At 69.9% G+C, this 24,048-nt stretch carries 20 protein-coding genes, 1 tRNA gene and 1 pseudogene; 13 read left to right on the forward strand and 9 right to left on the reverse strand.

From position 1 onward, the window contains the following. Positions 1-37: 37 nt before the first annotated feature. Genes tmk through D9V37_RS19825 form a run of 3 tightly spaced genes read left to right on the forward strand, consistent with a single transcriptional unit; the run spans position 38 to position 3,411 of the window. Positions 38-652, forward strand: a complete 615-nt coding sequence (tmk, locus tag D9V37_RS19815) for a dTMP kinase (protein ID WP_332835769.1) — start codon at positions 38-40, stop codon at positions 650-652. Further along, positions 649-1,773 carry a DNA polymerase III subunit delta' gene (locus D9V37_RS19820; RefSeq protein ID WP_121807796.1) on the forward strand — a complete coding sequence of 375 codons (1,125 nt, stop codon included), beginning with the start codon at positions 649-651 and terminating at the stop codon, positions 1,771-1,773. Before tmk ends, D9V37_RS19820 begins: the two co-directional genes overlap by 4 nt. 36 nt (positions 1,774-1,809) lie before the next feature. After that, a complete protein-coding gene (locus D9V37_RS19825; RefSeq protein ID WP_232525031.1) occupies positions 1,810-3,411 on the forward strand; it encodes an alpha/beta hydrolase in 1,602 nt (533 codons plus the stop codon). Between the two features lie 102 nt (positions 3,412-3,513). On the opposite strand, the gene D9V37_RS19830 is transcribed toward D9V37_RS19825, so the two are convergent. From D9V37_RS19830 to D9V37_RS19845, 4 genes are read right to left on the reverse strand one after another with little or no spacing between them, the layout of a single operon-like run. Continuing rightward, on the reverse strand, positions 3,514-4,560 hold the full coding sequence (locus D9V37_RS19830) for a LacI family DNA-binding transcriptional regulator (protein WP_269778396.1): 1,047 nt from the start codon (positions 4,558-4,560) through the stop codon (positions 3,514-3,516). A gap of 32 nt (positions 4,561-4,592) precedes the next feature. Beyond that, entirely contained in the window at positions 4,593-5,465 is an 873-nt protein-coding gene (locus D9V37_RS19835) for a carbohydrate ABC transporter permease (protein ID WP_232525032.1), read from the reverse strand. Then, complete coding sequence (locus D9V37_RS19840) at positions 5,462-6,352, reverse strand: carbohydrate ABC transporter permease (protein WP_232525033.1); 891 nt, start codon at positions 6,350-6,352, stop codon at positions 5,462-5,464. Before D9V37_RS19840 ends, D9V37_RS19835 begins: the two co-directional genes overlap by 4 nt. Before the next feature lie 13 nt (positions 6,353-6,365). Continuing rightward, on the reverse strand, positions 6,366-7,649 hold the full coding sequence (locus tag D9V37_RS19845) for an ABC transporter substrate-binding protein (RefSeq protein ID WP_232525034.1): 1,284 nt from the start codon (positions 7,647-7,649) through the stop codon (positions 6,366-6,368). A gap of 161 nt (positions 7,650-7,810) precedes the next feature. Between D9V37_RS19845 and D9V37_RS19850 the strand changes: the two genes are divergently transcribed. The 3 genes and pseudogenes from D9V37_RS19850 to D9V37_RS21040 all read left to right on the forward strand — a co-directional run bounded on the left by D9V37_RS19850 (position 7,811) and on the right by D9V37_RS21040 (position 10,925). Continuing rightward, positions 7,811-9,841: a beta-galactosidase gene (locus tag D9V37_RS19850; protein ID WP_232525035.1), complete on the forward strand. Its 2,031-nt coding sequence runs from the start codon at positions 7,811-7,813 to the stop codon at positions 9,839-9,841. A gap of 2 nt (positions 9,842-9,843) precedes the next feature. After that, a pseudogene (locus tag D9V37_RS21035) lies at positions 9,844-10,614 on the forward strand (glycosyl hydrolase 53 family protein); the annotation flags it as partial. Positions 10,615-10,640: 26 nt separating this feature from the next. Next, positions 10,641-10,925, forward strand: coding sequence for a glycosyl hydrolase 53 family protein (locus D9V37_RS21040; RefSeq protein WP_408636235.1), 285 nt, complete (start codon positions 10,641-10,643; stop codon positions 10,923-10,925). On the opposite strand, the gene D9V37_RS19865 is transcribed toward D9V37_RS21040, so the two are convergent. Continuing rightward, on the reverse strand, positions 10,915-11,688 hold the full coding sequence (locus D9V37_RS19865; protein WP_121807801.1) for a GNAT family N-acetyltransferase: 774 nt from the start codon (positions 11,686-11,688) through the stop codon (positions 10,915-10,917). The genes D9V37_RS21040 and D9V37_RS19865 overlap by 11 nt on opposite strands. A 136-nt stretch (positions 11,689-11,824) precedes the next feature. Here D9V37_RS19865 and D9V37_RS19870 point away from each other — a divergent pair, with 136 nt between their 5' ends. Continuing rightward, positions 11,825-12,802 (forward strand): ribose-phosphate diphosphokinase, encoded by a 978-nt coding sequence (locus tag D9V37_RS19870; protein WP_121807802.1) that lies wholly within the window; start codon positions 11,825-11,827, stop codon positions 12,800-12,802. Positions 12,803-12,988: 186 nt separating this feature from the next. Here D9V37_RS19870 and D9V37_RS19875 read toward each other — a convergent pair whose 3' ends face one another. Beyond that, a complete protein-coding gene (locus D9V37_RS19875) occupies positions 12,989-14,347 on the reverse strand; it encodes a 6-phospho-beta-glucosidase (RefSeq protein ID WP_121807803.1) in 1,359 nt (452 codons plus the stop codon). Beyond that, positions 14,344-15,123: a DeoR/GlpR family DNA-binding transcription regulator gene (locus D9V37_RS19880; RefSeq protein WP_121807804.1), complete on the reverse strand. Its 780-nt coding sequence runs from the start codon at positions 15,121-15,123 to the stop codon at positions 14,344-14,346. Before D9V37_RS19880 ends, D9V37_RS19875 begins: the two co-directional genes overlap by 4 nt. A 138-nt stretch (positions 15,124-15,261) precedes the next feature. Between D9V37_RS19880 and D9V37_RS19885 the strand changes: the two genes are divergently transcribed. The 5 genes from D9V37_RS19885 (at position 15,262) to D9V37_RS19905 (ending at position 19,460) form a co-directional block, all read left to right on the forward strand. Beyond that, entirely contained in the window at positions 15,262-16,206 is a 945-nt protein-coding gene (locus D9V37_RS19885; protein WP_121807805.1) for a carbohydrate kinase family protein, read from the forward strand. Next, a complete protein-coding gene (locus tag D9V37_RS19890; protein ID WP_121807806.1) occupies positions 16,203-17,552 on the forward strand; it encodes an extracellular solute-binding protein in 1,350 nt (449 codons plus the stop codon). The genes D9V37_RS19885 and D9V37_RS19890 overlap by 4 nt, the downstream gene beginning before the upstream one ends. Continuing rightward, positions 17,549-18,421, forward strand: a complete 873-nt coding sequence (locus D9V37_RS19895) for a carbohydrate ABC transporter permease (protein ID WP_121807807.1) — start codon at positions 17,549-17,551, stop codon at positions 18,419-18,421. Before D9V37_RS19890 ends, D9V37_RS19895 begins: the two co-directional genes overlap by 4 nt. After that, positions 18,418-19,242: a carbohydrate ABC transporter permease gene (locus D9V37_RS19900; protein ID WP_121807808.1), complete on the forward strand. Its 825-nt coding sequence runs from the start codon at positions 18,418-18,420 to the stop codon at positions 19,240-19,242. Before D9V37_RS19895 ends, D9V37_RS19900 begins: the two co-directional genes overlap by 4 nt. Positions 19,243-19,387: 145 nt before the next feature. Continuing rightward, positions 19,388-19,460 (forward strand) — tRNA-Thr (locus D9V37_RS19905). A gap of 382 nt (positions 19,461-19,842) precedes the next feature. On the opposite strand, the gene D9V37_RS19910 is transcribed toward D9V37_RS19905, so the two are convergent. Further along, the gene (locus tag D9V37_RS19910) at positions 19,843-20,949 is read right to left on the reverse strand and encodes a hypothetical protein (protein WP_147456010.1); all 1,107 of its coding nucleotides are present in this window, start codon (positions 20,947-20,949) and stop codon (positions 19,843-19,845) included. Positions 20,950-21,559: 610 nt separating this feature from the next. Further along, positions 21,560-21,862, reverse strand: a complete 303-nt coding sequence (locus D9V37_RS20110; protein ID WP_158604531.1) for a hypothetical protein — start codon at positions 21,860-21,862, stop codon at positions 21,560-21,562. Positions 21,863-22,383: 521 nt separating this feature from the next. On the opposite strand from D9V37_RS20110, the gene D9V37_RS19915 reads away from it, so the two are divergent. Further along, positions 22,384-23,988 carry a DUF4041 domain-containing protein gene (locus tag D9V37_RS19915; RefSeq protein ID WP_121807810.1) on the forward strand — a complete coding sequence of 535 codons (1,605 nt, stop codon included), beginning with the start codon at positions 22,384-22,386 and terminating at the stop codon, positions 23,986-23,988. The last annotated feature ends 60 nt before the right edge of the window (positions 23,989-24,048 follow it).

The raw sequence follows: 24,048 nt of genomic DNA on the forward strand, positions 1-24,048 counted from the left end.
GGCGTCGCCGTCGGCACCCCCGCCTAGGCTGAGGCCCGTGACGTACGCACCCACCGGGCTCTTCGTCGCCCTCGAGGGTGGCGAGGGGGCGGGCAAGTCGACCCAGGCCGCGCTGCTGCGCGACGCGCTGGTGGCAGAGGGGCGCACGGTGCTGCTCACCCGCGAGCCCGGCGCGACCGCGGTCGGTGCTGAGATCAGGCGCATCGTCCTCGACCCGGCCACCGGCGAGCTGCACCCGCGCACCGAGGCGCTGCTCTACGCCGCCGACAAGGCCGAGCACGTCGACCAGGTGGTCCGCCCGGCGCTGGCGCGCGGCGAGGTGGTGGTCACCGATCGCTACGTCGACTCCTCGCTGGCCTACCAGGGCGGCGGCCGCGACGCGCTCGAGGGGCTCGAGCCCATGCTGCGCTGGGCCACCGGCGACCTGCGCCCCCACCTGACGGTCGTGCTCGACCTCGAGCCCGGCGCCGGGCTGTCCCGGTTCGCCGAGCGCGACCGCATCGAGGCCGAACCTCCGGCGTTTCACGCCCGGGTGCGCCAGGCGTTCGTCGAGCTGGCCGAGCGCGATCCCGAGCACTACCTGGTGCTCGACGCCCGCGACGACGTCGACACGATCGCCAAGCTCATCCTCGAGCGGGTCCGCGAGCTGTGAGCGTCTGGGACGGCCTGGTCGGCCAGGCCCCCGTGGTGCAGACGCTGCAGCGCGCGGTGGCCGGCGACATGACGCACGCCTGGCTGTTCACCGGCCCGCCCGGCTCGGGTCGCTCCAACGCGGCGATCGCCTTCGCCGCGGCGCTGCAGTGCGAGCGCGGGGGCTGTGGCGAGTGCCACTCCTGCCACACCGCGCTGGTCGGCTCGCACGAGTCGATCTACGTGACGCGCACCCAGAAGCTCTCCATCGGCGTCGGCGAGATCCGCGACCTGGTCCGGGCCGCCGCGCTCGCGCCGATGGGCGATCGCTACCAGGTGCTGATCATCGAGGACGCCGACCGCCTCACCGAGCAGGCCTGCAACGCCCTGCTCAAGGCCATCGAGGAGCCGTCGGCGCGCACCGTCTGGCTGCTCTGCGCCCCCACGGTCGACGACGTGCTGCCCACCATCCGCTCCCGCTCGCGGCTGGTCGTGCTGGCCACCCCCAGCGCCGAGGACGTCACCCGGTTCCTGGTGGGGCGCGACGGCGTCGACCCCGCCCGCGCCGCCCACGCCGCCCGCGCCAGCCAGGGCCACATCGGCCGCGCCCGCGCGCTCGCCAAGGACGAGGCGACCATGGACCGCCGCCGCGAGGTGGTCTCGATCCCGGGCCGGCTCCGGGGCGTCGGCACCTGCGTCGCAGCCGCGGCCATGCTTCACGACGCCGCCAAGGCCGAGTCGGCCGCGATCACCGAGGACGTCGACGCCCGCGAGCGCCGCGAGCTCGACGACGTCTACGGCGTCGTGGAGCGGGGCCGCCGGCCCCGCGAGTACGCCCCGGCGCTGCGCGACCTGGAGAAGTCTCAGTCGCTGCGGGCCAAGCGTCGGGTGCTCGACGTCGTCGACCGCGGCCTGATGGACCTGGTCTCGGTCTACCGCGACACGGTGGCACTGCAGCTGGGCACTCGCACGGCGCTGGTCAACGAGGACGAGCGCCCGCTGCTCGACCGGATGGTCGAGACCTCGACCCCCGAGCTCAACCTGCGGCGCATCGACGCGGTCTTCGTCGCCCGCGAGCAGATGATGGAGTTCAACGTGCCGCCGCTGCTGGCGCTGGAGTCGTTGATGATGGCGCTGCGTTGATGATGGCGCTGCGGTGAGGTCTCTACGCTGTCGGGTATGTCCGAGCCGCCACTGAGCCCGCCGCCGTCGAAGGGTCCGGTGTGGCCGGGTATCGCGATCGGCGTCGTCATCGCCCTGGTGGTGGCCGGCGGTGCGTTCGGCGTGGTGAAGCTGCGCGACCGCGACGCCACCGGCCCCAGCAGCACCCCGTCGGCATCCGGGAGCGGCGACGCCGGCGCCAGCAACACGCCCACCGCGGCGATGCCGAGCACCGACGCGAGCCTGGCCAGGTTCTACGACCAGAAGCTCACCTGGAAGTCGTGCGGCTCCGATGAGTGCGCGTCGATGTCGGTGCCGCTGGACTACGCCGATCCCACCGGGAAGACCATCGAGCTGAAGATGGTCAAGGTGGCGGCCACCGGCAAGCGGGTGGGCTCGCTGGTGGTGAACCCCGGCGGTCCGGGCGGCTCGGCCATCCAGTACGCCCAGTCCTCCTCGTCGTGGCCCTCGGCGATCAGCCAGCACTTCGACCTGATCGGCGTCGACCCTCGCGGCGTCGGCGAGAGCACGCCGCTGGAGTGTCTCGACACGGCCGGCACCGACCAGGTGGTCGCCAGCGACCCCGACCCCGACACCGACGCCGAGCGTGCCACGCTCGACGACCTCATCAAGGGCTTCGGCGACGGCTGCCTGGCCAAGAGCGGCGACCTGGCCAAGCACATGTCCACCGTCGAGGTGGCCAAGGACATGGACGTGCTGCGCCAGCTGCTCGGCGAGTCGAAGCTGGACTACTTCGGCGCCTCCTACGGCACCTTCATCGGCGCCACCTACGCCGGGCTGTTCCCCACCCACGTCGGCCGGATGGTCCTCGACGGCGCGATCGACCCCGCGCTCTCCAACTCCGAGCTCAACCTGGGCCAGGCGCACGGCTTCGAGACGGCGCTGCGGGCCTACGTCGCCGACTGCGTGTCCCGCGGCAGCTGCGTGCTGGGCGACTCCGTCGACGCCGGCACCCAGAAGATCCGCCAGTTCATCGACCAGCTCGACGCCCAGCCGCTGCCGACGAACTCCAGCCGCAAGCTGACCGCCGGGCTCGGGGTGCTCGGCATCTGGCTGCCGCTGTACGTCAAGTCCTACTGGCCGATCCTCACTCAGGCGCTGACCCAGGCGATGGACCAGGGCAACGGCTCGACGCTGCTCGCGCTGGCCGACCAGTACACCTCGCGCGGCTCCAGCGGCTACACCGACAACTCGCTCAACGCGCTCTACGCCGTGAACTGCCTCGACCACGACGACTCGATCCCGGTCGACCAGGTGCCTTCCCACTACGCCGAGTTCGAGAAGGCCTCGCCGACCTTCGGCCGGATCTTCGCCTACAGCCTCTCCACCTGCTCGACTTGGCCGGTGCAGGACAAGCGCACCAGCCACGCGATCAGTGCGAAGGGCGCGCCCCCGATCGTCGTCGTGGGCACCACCCGCGACCCGGCCACGCCCTACGCCTGGGCGAAGGGACTGGCCCGGGAGCTGGACTCCGGGGTGTTCGTCAGCCGCAACGGCGACGGCCACACCGGCTTCAACCAGGGCAACTCCTGCGTCGACTCGGCGGTCGAGGACTACCTGGTCGAGGGGAAGGTGCCGAAGAACGACCTGCGGTGCTGACCTAGTGTCGCGAGTCAGAGATTCACTGTCAGCCTCGCACCCTGAGCACGCGCCTCGCTGCNCCAGCGCACGCCGCTGTGTGCGGATTTCTGACTCGCGACACTAGCCCGACTCGCGCACCACCAGCCTGGTCGGCACGGTGACCGAGACCGGCTCGCGGCCCTCGATCAGCGCGAGCAGCAGCCGGACCATCTCCTCGGCGATGCGGTCCCAGGGCTGGCGGATCGTGGTCAGCGGCGGGTCGGAGGCGCTGGCGTAGCTGGAGTCGTCGAAGCCCACGATCGCGACGTCCTCGGGCACCGCCCGTCCGCTCGCGCGCAGCACCGCGAGGGCGCCGGAGGCCATGAGGTCGGAGGCGGCGAAGACGGCGTCGATGCCCGGCTCCTCCTCGAGCAGGGCCCGCATCGCGCCCGCCCCGCTGGCGTAGCTGTAGTCGCCGGCGGCGACCAGCCGCGGGTCGAAGCGGTCGCCGAGGACCGAGCGGTAGCCGCCGAGCCGGTCGGTGCCGCCGGAGGTGTCCATCGGGCCGCTGATCATCGCGATGCGCGAGCGGTCGGAGTCGAGGAGGTGCTGGGTGGCCACCCGCGCCCCCTCGAGGTCGTCGGCCGCGACCGACGGCGCGGGCAGGGACTGCCCGAGCACGCGCCCGCAGGCGACCATGGGAACCTCGGCCCGCAGCAGCTCGCCGACCAGCGGGTCGCCGCGGTGGGTGGACACCGCGAACACGCCGTCGACCTGCTGGGAGAGGTAGTCCAGCATCGTGCGGCGGTCGGGCTGCGTGCTGGCCACGACCAGGACCAGCACCGGCGGTACCGGCTGCTGGGCCAGGGCGCGGGAGAGCTCGCGCAGCAGGGTGGAGAAGTTGGGGTCCTCGAAGAGCCGGTCCTGCGGCTCGGTGAGCAGGAAGGCCACGCTGTGCGACCGCCCGGCCGAGAGGGCCCGGGCGTGCAGGTTGGCGGAGTAGCCGGTGCGCTCGATGGCGCGGTTGACGGCGCTCAGCGCCGACGGGCTGACCCGCGAGGCCCCGTTGAGCACCCGCGAGACCGTGGCCCGGGAGACGCCCGCCTCGACCGCGACGTCGCGGATGGTGGGGCGTCGGCGATCACGCGCGTGCACGAGAGCCGACCCTAGGCCATGGCCGACCAGCACTGGCCGTGCCGAGTGAGGACCGGCAGGCGGCCTCAGGCCTTGACGGCACCGGCGGCCAGGTCGACCTGCCAGAACCGCTGCAGCAGCAAGAACAGCGCCACCAGCGGCAGGATCGAGAGCAGGGCACCGGTGATGACCAGCGTGTAGAGCGCGGGTTGGGTGGCACCTTGGTTGAGCAGGCCGTTGAGCCCGACGGTCACCGGGAACAGCCGGTCGCTGCCGAGCATGATGTAGGGCAGCATGAAGTTGTTCCAGATGCCGACGAACTGGAAGAGGAACACCGTGACCAGCCCGCTGCGCATGATGGGCAGCGCCACCAGCACGAACAGCCGGGCCTCGGAGGCACCGTCGGCGCGCGCGGCCTCGACCAGCTCGTCGGGCACGCTGGCGGTGGCGTAGATCCGGGCCAGGTAGATGCCGTAAGGGCTGATGATGCTGGGCAGCAGCACCGACCAGTAGGTGTCGGCCATGCCGACGCGGGCGACCAGCAGGTACTGAGGGATGGCGAGGATGACGCCGGGCACCAGCACCCCGGCGAGGATGAGGTTGAAGAAGGTCGACTTCCCGAGGAACTCGTACTTGGCCAGCCCGAATCCGGCCATCGCCGAGACCAGCGTGGACAGGGCCGCGCCGACGCCGGCGTAGAGCACGGTGTTGAGCATCCAGCGCCAGAACAGCCCGCCGCGGTAGGCCGAGAGGTCGGCGATGTTGGCGAACAGGTGCGTACCGGGGGCAAAGGTGAAGGTGGAGAAGAGGTCGGCACCGCTCTTCGTCGCCGCGACCAGCACCCAGGCCACGGGCACCAGGCAGTACACGGCGCCGAGCATCAGCAACGCGGTGGCCAGGACGCTGGGGCGGCTGTCGCGGGTGCGGACGGTGCGCGCCCCGCTCGTGGCGGCGCTCACCGTTCGGCGAACGCGCGTCGGCCGACGGCGCGCAGCACGCCGAAGGAGAACACCAGCGTCACCGCGGCGATGACGACCGACGTGGCCGAGGCCGAGTAGATGTCGTCGCGGGTGAAGGCGTCGCGGTAGACGGCCATCAGCGGGGTCCAGGTGGTGGAGATGTTGTTGGTCAGCGGTCGCAGGGTCGTGGGCTCGGCGAAGACCTGCACCGTGGCGATGAGGGAGAAGATCAGCGTCATCACCAGCGAGGGCAGGACGATCGGCACCTTGATCCGTACCGCGATGGACACCTCGCCGGCTCCGTCGAGCCGGGCCGCCTCGTACAGCTCGGTGGGGATGGCGCGCAGCGAGGTGTAGAGCACCACCATGTTGAACCCGACGCCGCCCCACAGCGCGATGTTGGCCACCGCGAAGAGCACCAGCCGCGACGAGAGCAGCTGTGGCGCGGGCAGGCCCAGGCCGTGCAGCACGTCGGTGACCGGACTGACGTCGGGTAGGTAGAGGAAGCCCCACAGGAGGCTGGCGATGACGGCTGGCACGGCGTAGGGAAGGAAGATCGCCGTCCGGGCGAAGCCGCCGCCGCGGCTGCGGCGGGAGTCCAGCAGGAGCGCGAAGAGCAGCGCGAGCCCGAGCATGGTGGGCACCAGCAGGACGCCGTAGCCCACGACCCGCACGACGCTGTGGACGAAGGCCGGGTCGCTCAGCGACTGGCGGTAGTTGCTCAGCCCGACCCAGACCTCCTGCCGCGCGCCCGGCCCCAGGCCGAGGCCCTGCACCTGCACGCCCCGCAGGCTCAGGTAGAGCGAGTAGAGGATGGGCAGGGCGAGCGTGGCCGTGAACAGCACCATCGCCGGCGCGAGGAAGCCGTAGGGGGCCGAGCGGCTCACCCGGCCCGCGCGCCTACTGGCTGGTCGTGAAGCCACTGGACTTCAGGTTCGACAGCGTCGTCGACTGCATCTGCGTCAGCGCCTGGCCGAACGCGCTCTGGGTCTTGGCGTCGGCGGCCTGACCGAAGGCGTCGTTGTAGGCGTTGTAGGCGGCGTTGACGTTCGGACCGTAGGTGAACGGGCTGATGGCGTCGCGGCCCTTGGCGGCCACCTCGTAGAAGTCGCTCTGGTTGGAGAAGAACGCCGGTGGCGTGGTCAGCTGGGCGCTCTTGGCGGCCGGGTAGATCCCGGCGTCGGAGACCAGGGCCTTGAGCGCAGCAGGGTCGGTGTTCAGCCAGGTGGCGAACTGCGCGGCCTGCTCGGGGTGCTGGGACTGGGTGGTGACGCCGGTGGCCGAGCCGCCCCAGGCCCCGTCGGTGAAGGTCGAGCCCCACTGCGGCAGCGGTGCCATCTGCCACAGCCCCTTGGTCTTGGCCGCGTTGCCCTCCAGCACGCCGGGCGCCCAGACGGCCGAGACCCAGCCGACCTGCTTGCCGTCGTTGAGCGCGGCGTTCCAGGCCGGGGTGTACATCGGCTTGTTGTCGATGACGCCCTCCTGCACCAGCCCGCCCCAGAAGTCGGCGACCTTGCGGGTGGCGGCGCTGTCGATGTCCACCGACCAGGTCTGCCCCTTGGTGGCCCACCACGAGGCGCCGGCCTGCTGGGCCAGGCCGGCGAACCAGCCGGCGTCGTTGGCCGAGAAGGTGCCCAGGTACATGGTCGGGTCGGCCTGGTGGATCTGCCGGGCGGCGGCGGCGTACTGCTGCCAGGTGGTGGGCACCGCGATGCCGAGGCGTTGGAACACGTCGGCACGGTAGAAGAAGGCCAGCGGCCCGGTGTCCTGCGGCACGGCGTAGAGCGCCTTGCTGCCGAGGTCGACGGCGCGCAGCTCGGCGGTGCCGAACTGCCCGGTGGCGCTCGTCGGGACGTCCTTCGAGATGTCGGCGAGCGCACCGGCGCTGACCAGCGTCGGGATCTTCTGGTACTCGGCCTGCATGATGTCCGGGGCGCCCTTGCCGGCCTTGACGGCGGTGAGCAGCTTGGTCACGGCCGGGTCACCGCCGTCCTGCTTGTTGACGGTCACCTGGATGTCGGGGTGCTTCTCGTTCCACACCGCCACGACCTTGTCCATGTTCGGGGCCCAGGTCCAAAACGTCAGCTTCACGGGGCCGTCGGCGGAGCCGCCGCCGCAGCCGGCGGCCAGCAGGGTGAGCGCGGTGAGGAGCACCGCCAAGCAGAGTCGGGTGCTGCGTCGCACGAGGTACCCCTTCGCACTGTTGGTGACGGTCGCCACTGTGGGACCGGTCCCACCATTACTGCCCATCAAGGCGTTGTCAACGGTCGATGCTGCCCTTGTGGCCGGGCTTGTCGATGTGGGACCGTGCACACAAGTGCCCACGTTCTCGAGAGAGGTCGCCCGTGTCCGACGCCGACATCGCCAGCTGGCCCGCCGCGCCCCGGGGGATCGCCTTCGGTGGCGACTACAACCCCGAGCAGTGGGACGAGCGGGTCTGGCTCGACGACGTGCGGCTCATGGGCGAGGCGGGGGTGGGCCTGGTCAGCGTCGGCATCTTCTCCTGGGCCCTGCTCGAGCCCGCGCCGGGGCGATTCGAGTTCGGGTGGCTGGACCGGGTGCTCGACCTGCTGCACCGCCACGGAGTCAGCGTCGACCTGGCCACCCCGACCGCGGCGCCGCCGGCCTGGCTGTACGAGGCCCACCGTGACGCCTGGGTCGTCGACGCCGACGGCCGCCGCCTGGGACCGGGGTCCCGCGGTGCGATGTGCCCGAGCTCCCCGGCCTACCGCGATGCGGCGGTGGCGATCGCCGGTGCGCTGGCGCAGCGCTACGCCGAGCACCCGGCGGTGGTCATGTGGCACGTGCACAACGAGTACGGCGCCCCCGTCTCGCAGTGTCACTGCGAGCACTCCCAGCAGGCGTTCCGGGCCTGGCTGCGCGCCCGCTTCGGCGACGTCGACGCTCTCAACGCGGCGTGGGGCACCGCCTTCTGGGGCCAGACCTACGCGAGCCTGGAGCAGGTCCGCACCCCGGCGGCGGCGGCGACCATGCTCAACCCCTCCCAGCGGCTGGACTACGCGCGGTTCAGCGACGCCGAGCTGCGCGAGTGCTTCGTGCTGGAGCGCGACGTGCTCCATGCCGCCGCCCGCCGACTGCCGGTGACCACCAACTTCATGGCCACCAGCTCTCCTGGCACCGACTACTGGCAGTGGGCGCGCGAGGTCGACCTGGTCTCCAACGACCACTACCTCACCGCCGAGCGCGACGACGCCCACGTCATGCTGGCCATGGACGCCGACCTCACCCGGTCGCTGGCCGGTGGCCGTCCGTGGCTGCTGATGGAGCACTCGACCTCCGCGGTCAACTGGCAGCCGCGCAACCTGGCCAAGCGCGCCGGCGAGATGGCTCGCAACACCCTCTCCCACGTCGCCCGGGGTGCCGACGGCGCGCTGTTCTTCCAGTGGCGCGCGTCGCGCCGCGGGGCCGAGAAGTTCCACTCGGCGATGGTGCCGCACGCGGGCACCGACACCCGCGTGTGGCGAGAGGTCGCCGAGCTCGGCGCCGACCTGGAGCGGCTGGCCGAGGTGGCGGGCTCCCGCACGCGCGCCGAGGTCGCGGTGCTGTGGGACTGGGAGTCGAACTGGGCCGCCGCGTCGGGCTGGCACCCCAGCGTCGACCTCGACCAGCGCGAGCGCACCGAGGCGTTCTACTCCCAGCTCTGGCGCGACGGCGTCTCCTGCGACTTCGTCCACCCCGGTGACGATCTGGCCGGCTACCGCCTGGTGATCGCCCCGCAGACCTACCTGCTCTCGGCGCAGTCGGCCAAGAACCTCGACGACTACGTACGCTCGGGCGGCCAGCTGGTGGTCTCCTACTTCAGCGGGGTCGTCGACGAGCACGACGCGGTGCACCCCGAGGGGCTCAGCGGACCCCTGGGCGCCACGCTGGGGCTGCGCGTGGAGGAGTTCGCCCCGCTGCGCGAGACCCAGCAGGTGAGGCTGACCGGTGCTCTCGGGGAGCTGTCCGGCGACGTCTGGGCCGAGCACGTGGTCCTCGACGGCGCCGAGGTGCTGGCCCACTTCGCCGACGGACCGGCCACGGGCGGACCCGCGGTGACCCGGCAACGCCACGAGGCCGGCACGGCCTGGTACGTCGCCACCCGGCTCGGCGCGTGCGGCATCGAAGCCCTGCTCGCGGCGGTCTACGCCGAGGCCGGGGTCGTCACGGCCCCGCCCGCCGGCGGGCTCGAGGTCGTCCGCCGCGACGCGGCCGAGGCCTCCTACGTCTTCGCCCTCAACCACGGCGAGGAGGAGCAGGAGCTCCTCGTCCACGGCACCGAGCTGCTCAGCGGTGCCGCCGTCGCCGGTCGCCTGTCGGTGCCGGCTGGATCCGTGCGCGTCGTGCGCACGGATCCGCACCCCTCTCGGAGGTAGTCATGGAACAGCTCTCCCGCCGTCGCCTGCTGGGCGGCGCTGCCGCCGGAGGCGCCCTCGCGCTGACGCCGCTCGCGCGCGCCGAGGCCTCGCCCGGATCTGCGTTCGAATCCCTGCGCCGCACCTCGCCGGCGCTGCGGGGGGTGGACCTCTCCTTCACCCTCCAGCTGGAGCGGGCCGGGGTCCGGTTCTCCCGGCGGGGCCGCCGGGCGCCGGTGGAGCAGATCGTGGCCGCAGCCGGCGCCAACCTGACCCGGCTGCGGGTCTGGGTCGACCCGCCGGCCGGTTACAGCACCCTGGACTCGGCCGTCCGGCTGGGCCGTCGCGCCCGGCGCGCGGGCATGCGGATCCTGCTCGACCTGCACTACTCCGACTTCTGGGCCGACCCCGCGCACCAGACCACGCCCGCCGCCTGGACCGGGCAGGACCTGGCACAGCTGGCCGAGACCGTGCGCCGCTACACCCGACACGCCGTCGAGACGATGGCCGCGGCCGGAGCGCCGGTCGACATGGTCGCGGTCGGCAACGAGGTGACCGCGGGCATGCTGTGGCCGCTGGGCCAGATCTACCCCGCCGACGGCCCGGAGAACTTCGACGGGTTCACCACCTTGCTGCGGGCGGGTATCGCCGGCGCGCGCAGCGTCCGCTGCCGACGTCCCCGGGTGATGGTCCACATCGACCGCGGCGGCGACAACCCCGGCTCGCGGTACTTCCTCGACGGGGTGCTCGCGCGCGGGGTCGACCCCGACGTCGTCGGGCAGTCCTACTACCCGTTCTGGCACGGCCCGCNCCGTGGACGCTGTCGAACGGCGACGACCTGGAGAACCTGGTCACCACGGCCGACCAGCTGCCGGACGGCGCCAGCTACCCGGCGAGCCCGACCGGTCAGGCCGACTACTTCGAGGCGCTGCGAGGCGTCTTCGGTGACGTACCCGGGGGGCACGGCCTTGGCTTCGTCGCCTGGGAGCCGGAGTGGGTCCCCGGCGTCGGCTGGGAGCCCGGTGCGGGGAACCCGAACGACAACCTGGCGATGTTCGACTTCTCGGGCCGCGCGCTGCCCTCGCTGCGCTCCCTCAGGCGTTGAGCCGGTAGCTGCGTCGCTCTCCGAAGACGCCGAAACCCTCGCGCCGCAGGATCGGCGCCGACGTCTCGACCCGGCCACGGGTGAGGGCGAACCGGGCGCCCTGCTCGAGGGCCCAGTTCAACCGGGCGCGCAGCACCGCGGCGTAGACGCCGCGGCGCCGGTACTCGGGGACGGTGCCGCCGCCCCACAGCCGGACCGCGCCGTCGGCGATCCGGGCACCGCCCATGCCGACCGGGACGCCGTCGAGGTAGGCGACAAGCCGGGTCTGGGTCAGATTGCTGCCCACCAGGCGCTCGAGCTCGGCCTGCAGCTCCGCCTCGGACGGCATCTGCTCCTCGAAGGCCGCGACGCCGACGCGGTGGTCGTCCTGCAAGGTGGCGAGGTCGGCGACGGCGCGGACCTCCGGCTCCCCGGGTGCCGGCGGGATCGGCTGGTCGAGCGCCTTGGCCAGCACGGTGAGGGTCTCGTCGCGGCGTGCGCCGGCGCCGACCAGGTGCTGCTCGAGGCCGTCGGGGTGGAGACCGTCGCGCACCCACCAGACGACGTCGGAGCGGCCGTGGTCGCGCACCTGGGCGAGCACCTCGGCCACGAGCTCGGCGGCCGGGCGCTCGCTGTGGGTCTGCACGACCTGGGTAGGGCCCGCCCAGTACGTCGGGTAGTACACGAGGAGGTAGTCCCCGGTGTGGGTGGTCTCGGCGTCGTCGGGCACGTAGATCCACGCGTCGTCGGCGGCCGTGACCTCACGGCTGACCAGCTCCGGCACCGGGCCACCGTAGTCCGCGGGTCCTCACCGGGGGACCGCGGCGTCTCGTCGTGTCCGGTGGTGGACGGGCCCTGGTCGCAGCGGGTCCGGGCGGTTAGGTTGAGCGCACTCCACCCCGTTCGACCCGGGAGACCCGTTGCGCGACATCGTCGTCTTCTCCGGCAGCGCCCACCGGCAGCTCGCCCGCGACATCTGCGACCGACTCGGCGTAGCCCTCTCCTCGGTGGAGATGACCCGGTTCAGCAACGACTGCCTGCAGGCCCAGCTGCAGGCCAACTGCCGTCAGCGCGACGTCTACCTCGTGCAGCCGCTGGTGCCGCCCACGCAGGAGCACCTGATGGAGCTGCTGCTGATGATTGACGCTGCGCGAGGCGCCTCGGCGGCCCAGATCACCGCCGTGATCCCGCACTACGCCTACGCGCGCTCGGACAAGAAGGACGCCTCGCGAATCTCGCTGGGCGGGCGGCTGGTGGCCGACATGCTGTCGACGGCCGGCGTGGACCGGGTGATGACGATGACCCTGCACGCGCCGCAGGTGCACGGCTTCTTCTCGGTGCCCGTCGACCAGCTGACCGCGCTCGGGGTGCTCGCCGACCACTTCTTGGCCCAGGACCTCTCCGATGCCGTGGTCGTCTCACCCGACCTGGGCAACGCCAAGACCGCCACCCAGTTCGCCCGGCTGCTCGGGCTGCCGGTCGCGGCCGGCTCGAAGCAGCGGCTGGCCGACGACCGGGTGGTCATCGACGCCATCGTCGGCGACGTCTCCGGCCGGCGCGCCATCGTCCTCGACGACGAGATCGCCACCGGCGGCTCCATCGTCGAGCTGCTCGACCGGCTGGCCGACCAGGGCTGCACCGACGCCGCCGTCGCCTGCACGCACGGCCTCTTCGTCGGCAAGGCCGTCGACCGGCTGCAGGGCCACCCGCACATCAGCGAGGTGGTCACCACCGACACCGTCCCGCCGCCGACCGACTGGCCCGCCCTCAAGGTCCGCTCGGTGGCCTCGCTCTTCGCCGAGGCGATCAGCCGCGTCCACGCCGGGGAGTCGATCAGCAGCCTCTTCGACGGCGTCGACCCGGCGCTGGGCCCGCCCCAGCCGAAGCTGTTCGACTGACGCTCCGGCTCGACCGACTAGACCTTGCGGTGCGCCAAAGTCGCGCACTTGCGAAGTTTTCGCCCGGACAGATCGGACAACCCCCGTCGATACCTTCGCAAGTGTGGAGTTTTGGCGTCGGCGGTCGGTCGGTGCCGCCAGCCAGCCGCCCGCCGCCTCCGCCCGCCGCCTCCGCACCCGCAAGACCTACCGGGTCAGCACCGCCGCGATCTCCGGGCTCCCGGCGAGGTACCCGTCCAGGAGCTGCCGCGCGACGCTCACGCTGTCGACCAGCGGGTGGAGCGCGAAGGCCTGGAGGGCCTCGCTGCGCGAGCCGGTCAGCGCTGCGCGGATCGTGTGGCGCTCGACGTCCTTGACCTGGGCCATGAGCCCGATCTGGTGCAGGTCGGGCTGCTCGGTGGCCAGCGGGTGGACGCCGTTGGCGTCGACCATGGTGGGCACCTCGACCACCGCGTCGCCGGGCAGACCGGTGAGCGTGGAACCGTTGCGCACGTTGAGGATCATGGTGCGGCGCTCGTTGCGGCTGATGGCGGCCATGACGCCCAGCGCGACGCCGGCGTAGCCCTGGTGGGAGGGGTCGGTCTCGAGGTCGCGCTGGCCCTCGGGCTCGTCCTGGGTGCCGCCCCGCGCCTCGGCCATGTAGGAGGCCGAGCGGCGGGCGACGGTCTGGCGCCACAGGTCGGCCGCGCCGTCGCCGGCCGCCAGTGCGCGGTCGAAGAACTCGGCCTGGGTGCGGGCCAGGAAGTCGCCGCGGGTGACGCCGGAGTCGACGATGGAGCGCACCGCGTCGCGGTTGAAGTAGTAGTAGTAGAGGTACTCGTTGGGGAGCACCCCCATGGTGCGGATCCAGTCGATGCCGAAGACCTGCCCCTCCTCGAGCCGGCCGAGGCGAGATTCATCGGCGAGCAGCCGCGGCAGCACGTCGTGGCCGTCGTAGAGCAGCCGGCGCATCCAGCCCAGGTGGTTGAGGCCGACGTAGTCCATCTGCACGCGCTCGTGGTCGAGTCCCAGCGAGCCGGCGATGCGCCGGCCCAGTCCGGAGGGGGTGTCACAGATGCCGAGCACGCGGTCGCCGAGCACGCCCTGCATGGCCTCGGTGATGATGCCGGCGGGGTTGGTGAAGTTCATGACGTACGCGTCGGGCGCGAGGCGCTGCACGACCTTGGCGGCGTCGACCATCACCGGCACCGTGCGCAGCGCGTAGGCCAGGCCGCCGGGTCCGGTGGTCTCCTGGCCGAGGACGTCGAGGTCGAGCGCCACGTGCTCGTCGCACTGCCGCCCCTCGAGGCCTCCGACGCGCAGCGCGGCGAAGACGAAGTCGCTGCCCTCGACCGCGTCCTCGAGCACCGGCGTCGGCACCAGCCGAGGCGCGTCCGGGAAGTCGGCGGCGAGCTGGCGCAAGATGGCGGTCATGGCCTGCAGCCGGTGCTCGTCGGTGTCGTAGAGGGCTACCTCCTCCACCCGCGGTGAGCCGGTGTCGCGCAGCAGCGCCTGGTACACGTACGGGGTACGGAACCCGCCACCTCCGAGGATGCAGAGCTTCACGCGACGACGACCTCTCCTCCGGCTTGGCGGGCGATGTCGAGGGTCGCCGCCGGGGCGCCCTCGGTGGTGACGACGGCATCGACGTCGGCGACCGAGCACAGCCGCAGGGCACCGGTGCCGGGGAACTTGCGCTCGGTGGCCAGCAGCACGATCTGCTGGGAGGCCGCGATCATGGCGCGCTTGATGGGGGCCTCGACCGCCATGTTGTCCACGACGTGGCCGTTGGGGCGTACCCCGGTGCAGGAGAGCATCACGACGTCGGCGCTCACCTCGGCCAGCCCCTGGACGGCCATCGAGCCGACCAGGGAGCGGTAGTTACGGCGCAGCACGCCGCCGAGCAGGATCAGCCGGACCGACTCGTCGTTCTCCAGCTCGTGCAGCACGGCGAGGTTGGTGGTGACGACGGTGACGTCGCGACCGCGCAGCTCGCGGGCCACCAGCGGCGTGGTGGTGCCGATGTCGAGGACGACCACCTGGCCGTCGGCGATGCGCGCCGCGGCCGCAGCGGCCACCCGGCGCTTGAGGTCGACGTCGACGTCGTCGGCGAACCGGCCCTCGGCGACACCGAGGCCGTGCTCCTCGACGGTGGTGCCGGGCCGATGCACGACCGCACCGCCGTAGGTGCGGGTCAGCTCGCCGTTGCGGTCCAAGACCTCCAGGTCGCGCCGGATGGTCGACTCGCTGACGGCCAGGTCGGCGGCTAGCTGTCGCACCGAGGCGGCGCCGTCGGAGCGCAGCGCCCGCACGATGCGGTTCTGCCGTTCACGGGTGATCACGGGACGACGATACGAGCAAACTCGTGCAAAGCCAAGCAGAAATCCGTCGAACTCTTCCGGATCGGCCCGGGGTGCGCTACGTTCCGGCGAACGAAACTGCGTGAGTCTGCGCGACTTGCGCTCAGGAAGGAGTGATCCGTGACGAAGACGCTGCTCTTCGCCGGCGAGGTCTTTTGCGACCTCCTCCTGACCGACATCGCGCTGCCCGAGGCCGGCGGGGAGACCTTCGCCTCGGACTTCGCGATCAGCCCGGGCGGGGTCGCCAACCGCGCCGTGGCCGCGGCCCGCGCCGGCGCACCCACTCGCCTGCTCTCCCGGCTGGGAGACGATCCGCTGGGCCGCGAGCTGCGGATGATGCTGGAGTCCGAGCCCGGGCTGAGGTGCAGCTGGCTGGAGACCCCCGAGGGCTGGCAGACACCGGTGAGCGTCTGCCTGGCCTCACCGGAGAACCGCAGCTTCTTGACCTACCGCGAGGAGCCGCGCCCGCTGAGCCCACCCGAGGACATCGGTCCGGTGGCCGCCGTGCACGTCGGTCTGGCCGGGGGTCCCCTGCCGGAGTGGGTGGCGCGGTTGCGCGCGGCCGGCGCCACCGTCGTCGGCGGGGTCGGGTGGGACGCCACCGGCGAGTGGTCCGGCGACGTGCTCGACCGGCTCGCCGGCGTCGACGTGTTCGTGCCCAACGACGTCGAGGCGATGCGCTACACCCGCACCGAGTCGCCGCTGGCCGCGGCCCGCACGCTGGCCGAGCGCGTGCCGTTGGTGCTGGTCACCCGCGGCGCCGACGGCGTGATCGCGGTCGACTCCCGCACCGACCGGGTGCTCCGGGTGCCGGCCGTGCCCGTCGACGTCGTCGACCCCACGGGCGCCGGCGACGTCTTCGTCGCCACGTTCATGGCCGCGCACTCGGCCGGCGACGGCGACCTGGAGTCCCAGATCCGCCTGGCGGGCCTGGCCGCCTCGGTCTCGGTGACCGGGCTGGGCGGTGCGCGCAGCGCCCCCACCCGCGCCGACCTGCTCGAGTTCCTGCGTACCCATCCCGTCGACGGAGACTGGACCTTCTTGCAACAGATCGGAGAGTCATGAAGCTGAAGCGGACCTCGCTCGTGGGCCTGGCAGCCGTGCTGTCGATCGGCCTGGCCGCCTGCGGCCCCGGCGCGAGCTCGGCGTCGCAGCAGAAGACCGGCCCGGTCTCCACGAGCGTCGGGTCGAAGAAGATCACCCTGACGGTGTGGGACCAGAACACCGACCAGGGCATCGACCAGGCCCAGCAGCAGCTGAACTCGGCGTTCGAGAAGAAGTACCCGAACGTGACGATCAAGCGGGTCTCGCGCTCCTTCGCCGACCTCAAGACGACGCTGAAGCTGGCGCTCTCGGGCGACAACCCGCCCGACGTCGTGCAGGCCAACCAGGGCTACCCCGACATGGGCGCCTTCGTGAAGGCCGGCTTCCTGCGGTCGATGAACGACTACGCGAAGCTCTACGACTGGACCAGCTACTACCCCCAGAGCCTGCTGAAGCTGAACTCGTTCTCCTCCGACGGCAAGACCTGGCAGGGCGACGACCTCTACGGCGTCTCCCAGACCGGCGAGCTCGTCGGGCTCTACTACAACAAGTCGCTGCTGGCGAAGGCCGGCATCAGCCAGCCGCCGAGCACGCTGGACGAGCTCGACGCCGACCTCGCGAAGGTCAAGGCGGCCGGCACCTTGCCCATCGCCTACGGCGACCTGGAGAAGAGCCCCGGCATCCACCTGTACGGCTTCGTGCTCTCCGCACTGGCCGGATCGCAGTCCGTGCAGGACCTGGTGAGCTCCACGAGCGGCTCGTGGACCGGCGACCAGGAGGTGCAGGCGGCGCAGACGCTGTCCGACTGGGCCTCGAAGGGCTACCTCACCCAGGGCGCCAACGGCGTCTCGCGCGACGCCGCGATCGAGACCTTCGGCAAGGGCGGCGCGGCCTTCACCATCACCGGCACCTGGCAGGAGGCGGCGCTGGAGGCCTCACCGCAGGCCAAGCAGATCGGCTTCACCGCGCTGACCCCCAGCGGGTCGTCCACCCCGGTGACGATGGGCGGCGAGGGGCTGGCCTGGGCCATCACCTCCAAGACCAAGCACGCCAACGCCGCCGCGGCCTACATCGACTTCATCACCGACGAGCAGGCCTCGCAGACGCTGGTCAAGCTCGGCAATCTGCCGACGGTGGTGCCCGCCGACGACAAGCCGGCCACCGGCACCCTGGCCGCCGACATCACCACCGCGTACGGCACGATCTCGCAGGCCAACGGGGTCACGCCCTACCTGGACTACGCGACGCCGACCTTCTACGACACGCTCACCGCCGCCGCGCAGGACCTGGTGGCGGGCAAGAAGACGGCCAAGCAGTTCACGCAGACGCTCCAAGACGACTACGCGGAGTTCGACAAGAGCCGATGAAGGGTCGCCGCCAGCCCGTCGCGTACCTGTACGTGCTGCCTGCGCTCGTCGTCTTCGCGGTGTTCCTCGGGCTGCCGTTCCTGCAGACGTTCGAGTACTCCTTCTACCACTGGGACGGCCTCTCGGCGTCCACGTGGGCGGGGCTGTCGAACTACCGCGACGTGGTCGCCGACCCGCAGCTGCGCTCGGCGTTCGGGCACGCGCTGATGCTGATGGTCTTCTACAGCGTCGTCCCGATCGTCATCGCGCTCGTGCTCACGGCGCTCATCTCCCGCGCGCACCGGCTGCGGGGGATGAGCGTCTACCGCACGGTCCTGTTCCTGCCGCAGGTCATCGCGACCGTGGTGGTCGCGACGATGTGGGTCTCCATCTACTCCAGCCACGGACTGCTCAACCAGGTGCTGCGCCTGGTCGGCCTCGGCTCGCTGGCACGGGTGTGGCTGGGCGACTACTCCACCGCGCTGGTGGCCATCGGGCTGGTCGGCACCTGGCTCAACGTGGGCCTGTGCCTGGTGCTGTTCCTTTCCGGGGTCGGCAACATCGCACCGACCCTCTTCGAGGCCGCCCGGCTCGACGGGGCCAACACCCGCCAGGAGTTCCTCGCGATCTCGCTGCCGGCGCTGCGCGGCCAGATCGCGGCCGCGCTCACGCTCACCGTGGTCTCGGCGCTGAAGACCTTCGACCTGGTCTACGTCACCACCCGAGGCGGGCCGGGCACGAGCACCACCGTGCCCGCCTACGAGGCCTACAACCGCGCCTTCAACACCGGGCAGGTCGGCTCGGCCGCGGCGGTCGCCGTGGTGCTGACGGTGCTCATCATGGTGGTCTCGGCGCTCATCAACCGGCTCCAGCCCCAGGAGACCGCATGAGGCTGTCGCGGCGCGAGCAGATCGTCGACCACCTGGTCCTGGGGCTGTTCGCCCTCTTCGCGGTGGTGCCGCTGATCGGCGTGCTGCTCAGTGCGGTGACGCCGGCCAAGGAGAACGAGGGCTCCTTCGCGGTGCCGCGCCGGCTGGCGCTGGGCAACTTCGGCAGCGCCTGGGACCAGGGCCACTTCTCCACCTACATGGTGGCCAGCCTGGTCGTGACGGCCTCGGTCATCGTGCTCACCACCATGCTCGGCGTGCTGGCCGGCTTCGCGTTCGCACGACTGAGCTTTGCGGGGTCGGGGCTGCTGTTCTTCGTGCTGCTGGGCGGCCTGCTGCTGCCCGCCGAGGCGTTCATCATCCCGCTGTACTTCAACCTGCGCGGGGTGGGTCTGACTGACACGTTCCTGAGCCTGATCCTGCCGCAGACGGCGCAGTCGCTGGCCTTCGCGGTGTTCTGGCTGCGCAACCAGTTCCGCACCTTCCCCAGCGACATCGTCGAGGCCGCCCGGCTCGACGGCGCCCGCGACCTGCGCGTGCTGTGGCAGGTGATGGTGCCCGCCTCCCGCGCCCCGATCGTCACCATGTGCGTGCTGATCGGCATGTGGACCTGGAACGAGTTCCTCATCCCGCTGGTGATGATCAGCAGCGACGACCGGCGCACCGCGCCGCTGGGCCTGACCTTCTTCCAGGGCCAGCACCTCAACGCCTACTCGCTCATCGCCGCCGGCGGCGTCATCGTCGCGCTGCCCATCGTCGTCGCCTACTTCTGCCTGCAGAAGCGGTTCATCTCCGGCATGCTCGACGGCATCGCCGACCGGTAGCCCCACCGCCCCACCGCGCCACCCAAGCCCGCGGGACGTCATACCCCGTGGTCGTGCGAGCGACCACCTCGTATGACGTCCGGTCGATTCGGCTCCGCCGTACTCCCGCCCCTATACTCGACCGGCGCCCGCAAGCCCGGCGCACGCCGCCTTAGCTCAGTCGGTAGAGCGATTCACTCGTAATGAATAGGTCGTCGGTTCGATTCCGACAGGCGGCTCCGAGAAACCGTGTCTGGCCTGCGCGGATGAGCTCCGACGGCGTTCATGCGAGCGCTTTTGACGCCTGTCTCACTAGTGGCTCACCAGTGCGGAGTTGATTGGTCACCGCCTCCGCCTGCGCCCTCGATGGCCACATCGTCGAGCGCAGAGGAGTTCTCGAGCATGAGTCGTCGTGCGCCCGCAGGGCAGTTCGGTCGACGCGGGACTCGGCCGGTGTTCGGCGCCGCCGGTGAGCAGTGGCAGGCCGCGCGTGACCTGGACGGTCAGCGTCGGTGGTCCAGGCTCGCCGGCCGACGCGTCGCGCCGCCGACCTCGCGTTGACCGCTCGGCTGCGGGAGCGGCGACCGAGCGTTAGTCCTGCGCCTGGCTTGTGGTCGATCCTCAATAAGGGGTCTGCACCTCGCGGACGGGCTCGTCTCCGATTATCAGGCCGGCGAAGTCCCTGCGAGCTTGGTGAAGTAGCGATTCCGATGGAGGGTCCCACGACTCTGGCGATGTGCTGCTCACGAGATAGCGCTGGTCGCTCAGCCTGCGCGTCGCCCACTCATGTGGTTCCAGGTCAAGACGCGCGACGTGCTCCGCCGTGAGCATCTGGCTGGCCGCGACGTCTGGCACCCAGCTGCGATCGAGGTAGCGCTGGTTAGTCAAGTAGCCGGTTGGTCGATGGCGGCCCGGGGGCGGGGGAGGCAGACCCTGAGGTGGCGACGTGAGCACCCCCACCGCTTGCGAGTACGGCATCAGACAGCGCCGCACACACGCGTACTCAAGGATCGGCGCCAGGTGTGCACATTGTGCCGCGAACTCGGCGAGGCTGCCGGCCAGGTCGCGATTCGGATCCACGGTGTCGCAAATGACCCTGCCCGTGACATCGAAATGCACGCGCCGCGCAACCTCACCGCTCGAGCAGACCAACAGCCCGGCTTCGCCAGGTAGCGAGGTGATCTGCCTTTCCAACGCCTTGCGAGACCAAGCTTCATCGATTGGCAGCCTGGTCCCAGCCGCCTCCCAGTAGAACGACGCGGTGGGTAAGTCGTGAAGCCAAGGCAAGAACTGATCCAATAACTGTTCACCTAGCCGCGGCTCGGTGATCCACCCCGGGGTGACGCGGGCCAGACCGGGTTGGTCGCGCCACCCGCGGACGCAAAAAATGGCACTGACAGACGAGGTAAAGCCGTCAGGCCTTAACGCATCGGGCAACACCGCTGGCATCGACGCGAGCGTTGCCGAGGGATCTTGCACCAAAAGTTGCTTGTGGAGCGTCTGAAGGAACCAGCGCAATGCCGCTTCATCGGCGCGAGCATCAAGGTCGATGACGAACCCCTCGGTCGTGCGGAAGACCCCACCGACGTGAAGCGCACCGGCTCCATGCGGGTAAGAGTCCCTAGCTACCGCGGCCGCAGTCTCGACGAACTCCTGCCTAAGCGGGTTCGGCGAGGTGCGGCACAGGACCAGCACGTCGGCTTCGCCGCCCTCCGCCCACGAATCCATGATCGCTAGCTCTTGATCCGTCCACGTCACAACAAACCACCCACATTGACTATCTCATCGAGGATGAGAGTTCGGCCATCTGTGCCGCAGCTCGCCACGGCAGATCAGCGCGTAGAACTTGGCTAGGGGAGTGAAAGAGGCAACGGCAACGGCAACGATGCGGGGTCGAGAGGGTTCGGCTCTTCGTTGGGCTGTGAGCGTTACTGTCTGTCACGGCGTCAGGGGCCGATGGCGTAAAATTCACTCAGGTATTCCAGAACGTGCTGCGCGGAACTTTCGCTGACGCTCCATCACGTGACGAACGAGCGATGGTTGCAGACCACCAGATCAAGCGACGTCTTTTTCTGCTATCGACCTCATCCCTGACCAGCTTGCAGAAGAGGCCCAACTCGGGAGTGGTCTGCACCACGACGTGAAACTGTCCACGGTTCATTCACCGCACTTCTCGACGACGGACCCGCCAGTTGAAGCCGTATGTCCTAGGAGGCCGAGCGCTCAAGTCCAGGCTGCGTCCGTCGTTTCAGTTGCACTCGTCAGGGCGAGGTCCGCATCCCTTCATAGAGCGGAAAGACATTCGCCGGCTACCGCGGCGGCGTCTCGGCTCACGAAGCTAGCGAACCTCGAAGAGCGCTTGGGTATGGAGACCAACAGAAAAATACGTCACCCGGTAGTGTCGCCACTCGACGTGGTGATGGCCATCCTGCGGCGTAAACGGGTTGAAGCCGCGCGCAAAAGCTGTGGGTGCGCCCAACTGCCGCCCTAAGCAAAGAATTTCATTGTAAGCCACAACAATTTCTGAAAGACGGGTTGCCTCGATCAGCACGCTGTCAGAGGACGGACGCTGGATGTAGGAACGCGCTTTGGCGCGATTGGCGTCTGAGGTCGAACCGAATACCGTTCTCGCCACGCTCACCGCGCAATGTTCCGCTGCCAAGTCTAAAGTTGATGATGCGTGGCTGCATCCAGACAGCGCCCAACTCATAGATGCTATTAGCAGGTATCCCGGAATACGGAGAGCTGCAAGAGACCGGAGTCGCAACTGGCGTGGTTCGTCTACCTCGCCGTACCGCTGTGGCGGACTCTGGCCATCGTGACCCAGTGGCATCTCAGATCTCGCGTTCTCCCGCTGTGTCCAGCTTGGCCCGGACCGACCGATGTTCCACCGCAAAGTGTCGGACTATTGATACACCTGCGCGATGTAGTTCCGAGGTCCGGTCAGCGCATCCCCAACCCCGGCCGGCCATCTGCATCGGTGCGCTCGCCACGACGGACACCGTGGAGACCTGGGCTTGAGAAGTGGCGAGTCTCTTGGCGACATCGTCGAGGATGTGAAGGGCAAGCGGGTTTGGCTCGTCATCAAGGCTTGCCAAAACCTAGACGACGATTTCTCGAGGCCAGCAGCGAAGGCAAGAATCTGGGCGCATACTCCCGCCCATGACTGCTCCCGCTGGCTGGTATCCCGACACGCAGCAGCCCGGTCAACAGCGCTACTGGGACGGCCAGCAATGGACCGAGCACCGTGCCCCGCTCACACCGCATCCCACAGCGGCATCGACGTCGCAAACCACCTCGGCGCCGACGCCACAGCCCACGGTGGCTGCGACCGCTCCGTCCACACGGCCGTCTACGTCGTCTGCGAAACAGACCGCAAACCCGGCCGTGGTCGTCTCACCGGAGACCGCCACCACCGCGGTCAAGATTCCCCTGTTCGGTGCCCGGAAGGCTGCGCGGGAGGCCAGCTCCGAAGTAGAGCGGTTGGAGGCCGAGCTGGCCAGTTTTCGAGCGGAGATGGCTCGCCTCGGCGCGCTCGATGTGGTCGAGCTGCAGCGCGAGCGCGACGACCTGCAAACCCAGATCAAGCAGGCCGACGCGATGTTGAAGCTCCAGCGCGAGGAGATGGTCGGGGAAGCCCAGCGTGCTCGAGCGGAGATGCAGACGGAGTCGAACAGTCAGCGCGAACGCCTGCAACGACTCCGCACCCAAATTGTCACCACCGAGGAGACGGCTGTGCTCCAAGAAGCGGGCATCTATAGGTATCAACATCCGTTAGAGAACTCGGTCGAGTACAAGGAAGAACTCTCTCGACTCCAAGATCAGATCAAGGTCATGGTCCGTGCCAACGGGGGCGCGGTGACCGCTGCGCAGGACTGGACTGTCAACGGGTCAGCCGCCCAGGGGCGGTCCATGGTCCGTGACTACTCCAAGCTCATGCTGCGCGCCTACAACGCAGAAGCCGACAACCTCGTACGAGGACTCAAGCCCTACAAGCTCGCCACCGCGAAGGATCGCCTAGAGAAGGTCGTCTCGACGATCGAGCGGCTCGGCAAGACCATGCAGATACGGATCACGCCTTCGTATCACCGACTTCGTCTGAAGGAACTGGAGCTGACCGCCGACTATCAGGAGAAGCTCGCGAGGGAGAAGGAGCAGGAACGGGAGGAGAAGCAGCGGCTTCGCGAGGAGCGGATCGCACAACAAGAGATGGATCGTGAACGATACCGCCTCCGCAAAGAGCGCGAGCACTACTGCAACGTGCTGGACAAGCTCATCGCCAACGGTGATGTCGAAGCTGCCGATCGGATGCGGGTGCAGCTTCATGAGGTGGACCGGGCCATCGAGGACGTCGACTACCGCGCGGCGAACATCCGCGCCGGCTACGTCTACGTGATCTCAAACCTCGGCTCTTTCGGGGAACGGATGGTCAAGATCGGCATGACCCGGCGCCTTGAGCCGATGGACCGCGTCCGGGAGCTCTCCGACGCTTCCGTACCCTTCAACTTCGACGTACACGCCCTGTTCTTCTCCGACGACGCGGTGGGCATCGAGACGGCGATGCACCAGCACTTCGCCGACAAGCGCGTCAACCACGTCAACCATCGTCGCGAGTTCTTCTACGCCACACCCATCGAGACCAGAGCCAAGCTTCTCGAACTTACCGGCGACCTGCTGCAGTTCGAGGAGACGCCGCTTGCGGTCGAGTTCCGTCAGAGCAATCCTGCGGCCGTCAGGTCTCAGGCGAGCCCGACACCGGACGCCTGATCCGCTAGTAGCCCTTCCCCAGCTTCCTCGATCCACTCAGGGACCCCGTCGCAGCCTGTC

Origin of the sequence: Nocardioides mangrovicus, from assembly GCF_003674065.1 — a bacterium.
Classification (GTDB): domain Bacteria; phylum Actinomycetota; class Actinomycetes; order Propionibacteriales; family Nocardioidaceae; genus Marmoricola; species Marmoricola mangrovicus.

Excerpts from the sequence above, each read along its gene's own strand:
- D9V37_RS19825 (WP_232525031.1), top strand. The coding sequence starts at position 1,810 with ATGTCCGAGCCGCCACTGAGCCCGCCGCCGTCGAAGGGTCCGGTGTGG.
- D9V37_RS19890 (WP_121807806.1), top strand. The coding sequence starts at position 16,203 with ATGAAGCTGAAGCGGACCTCGCTCGTGGGCCTGGCAGCCGTGCTGTCG.
- D9V37_RS19895 (WP_121807807.1), top strand. The coding sequence starts at position 17,549 with ATGAAGGGTCGCCGCCAGCCCGTCGCGTACCTGTACGTGCTGCCTGCG.
- D9V37_RS19900 (WP_121807808.1), top strand. The coding sequence starts at position 18,418 with ATGAGGCTGTCGCGGCGCGAGCAGATCGTCGACCACCTGGTCCTGGGG.
- D9V37_RS19910 (WP_147456010.1), bottom strand. The coding sequence starts at position 20,949 with ATGGATTCGTGGGCGGAGGGCGGCGAAGCCGACGTGCTGGTCCTGTGC.
- D9V37_RS19915 (WP_121807810.1), top strand. The coding sequence starts at position 22,384 with ATGACTGCTCCCGCTGGCTGGTATCCCGACACGCAGCAGCCCGGTCAA.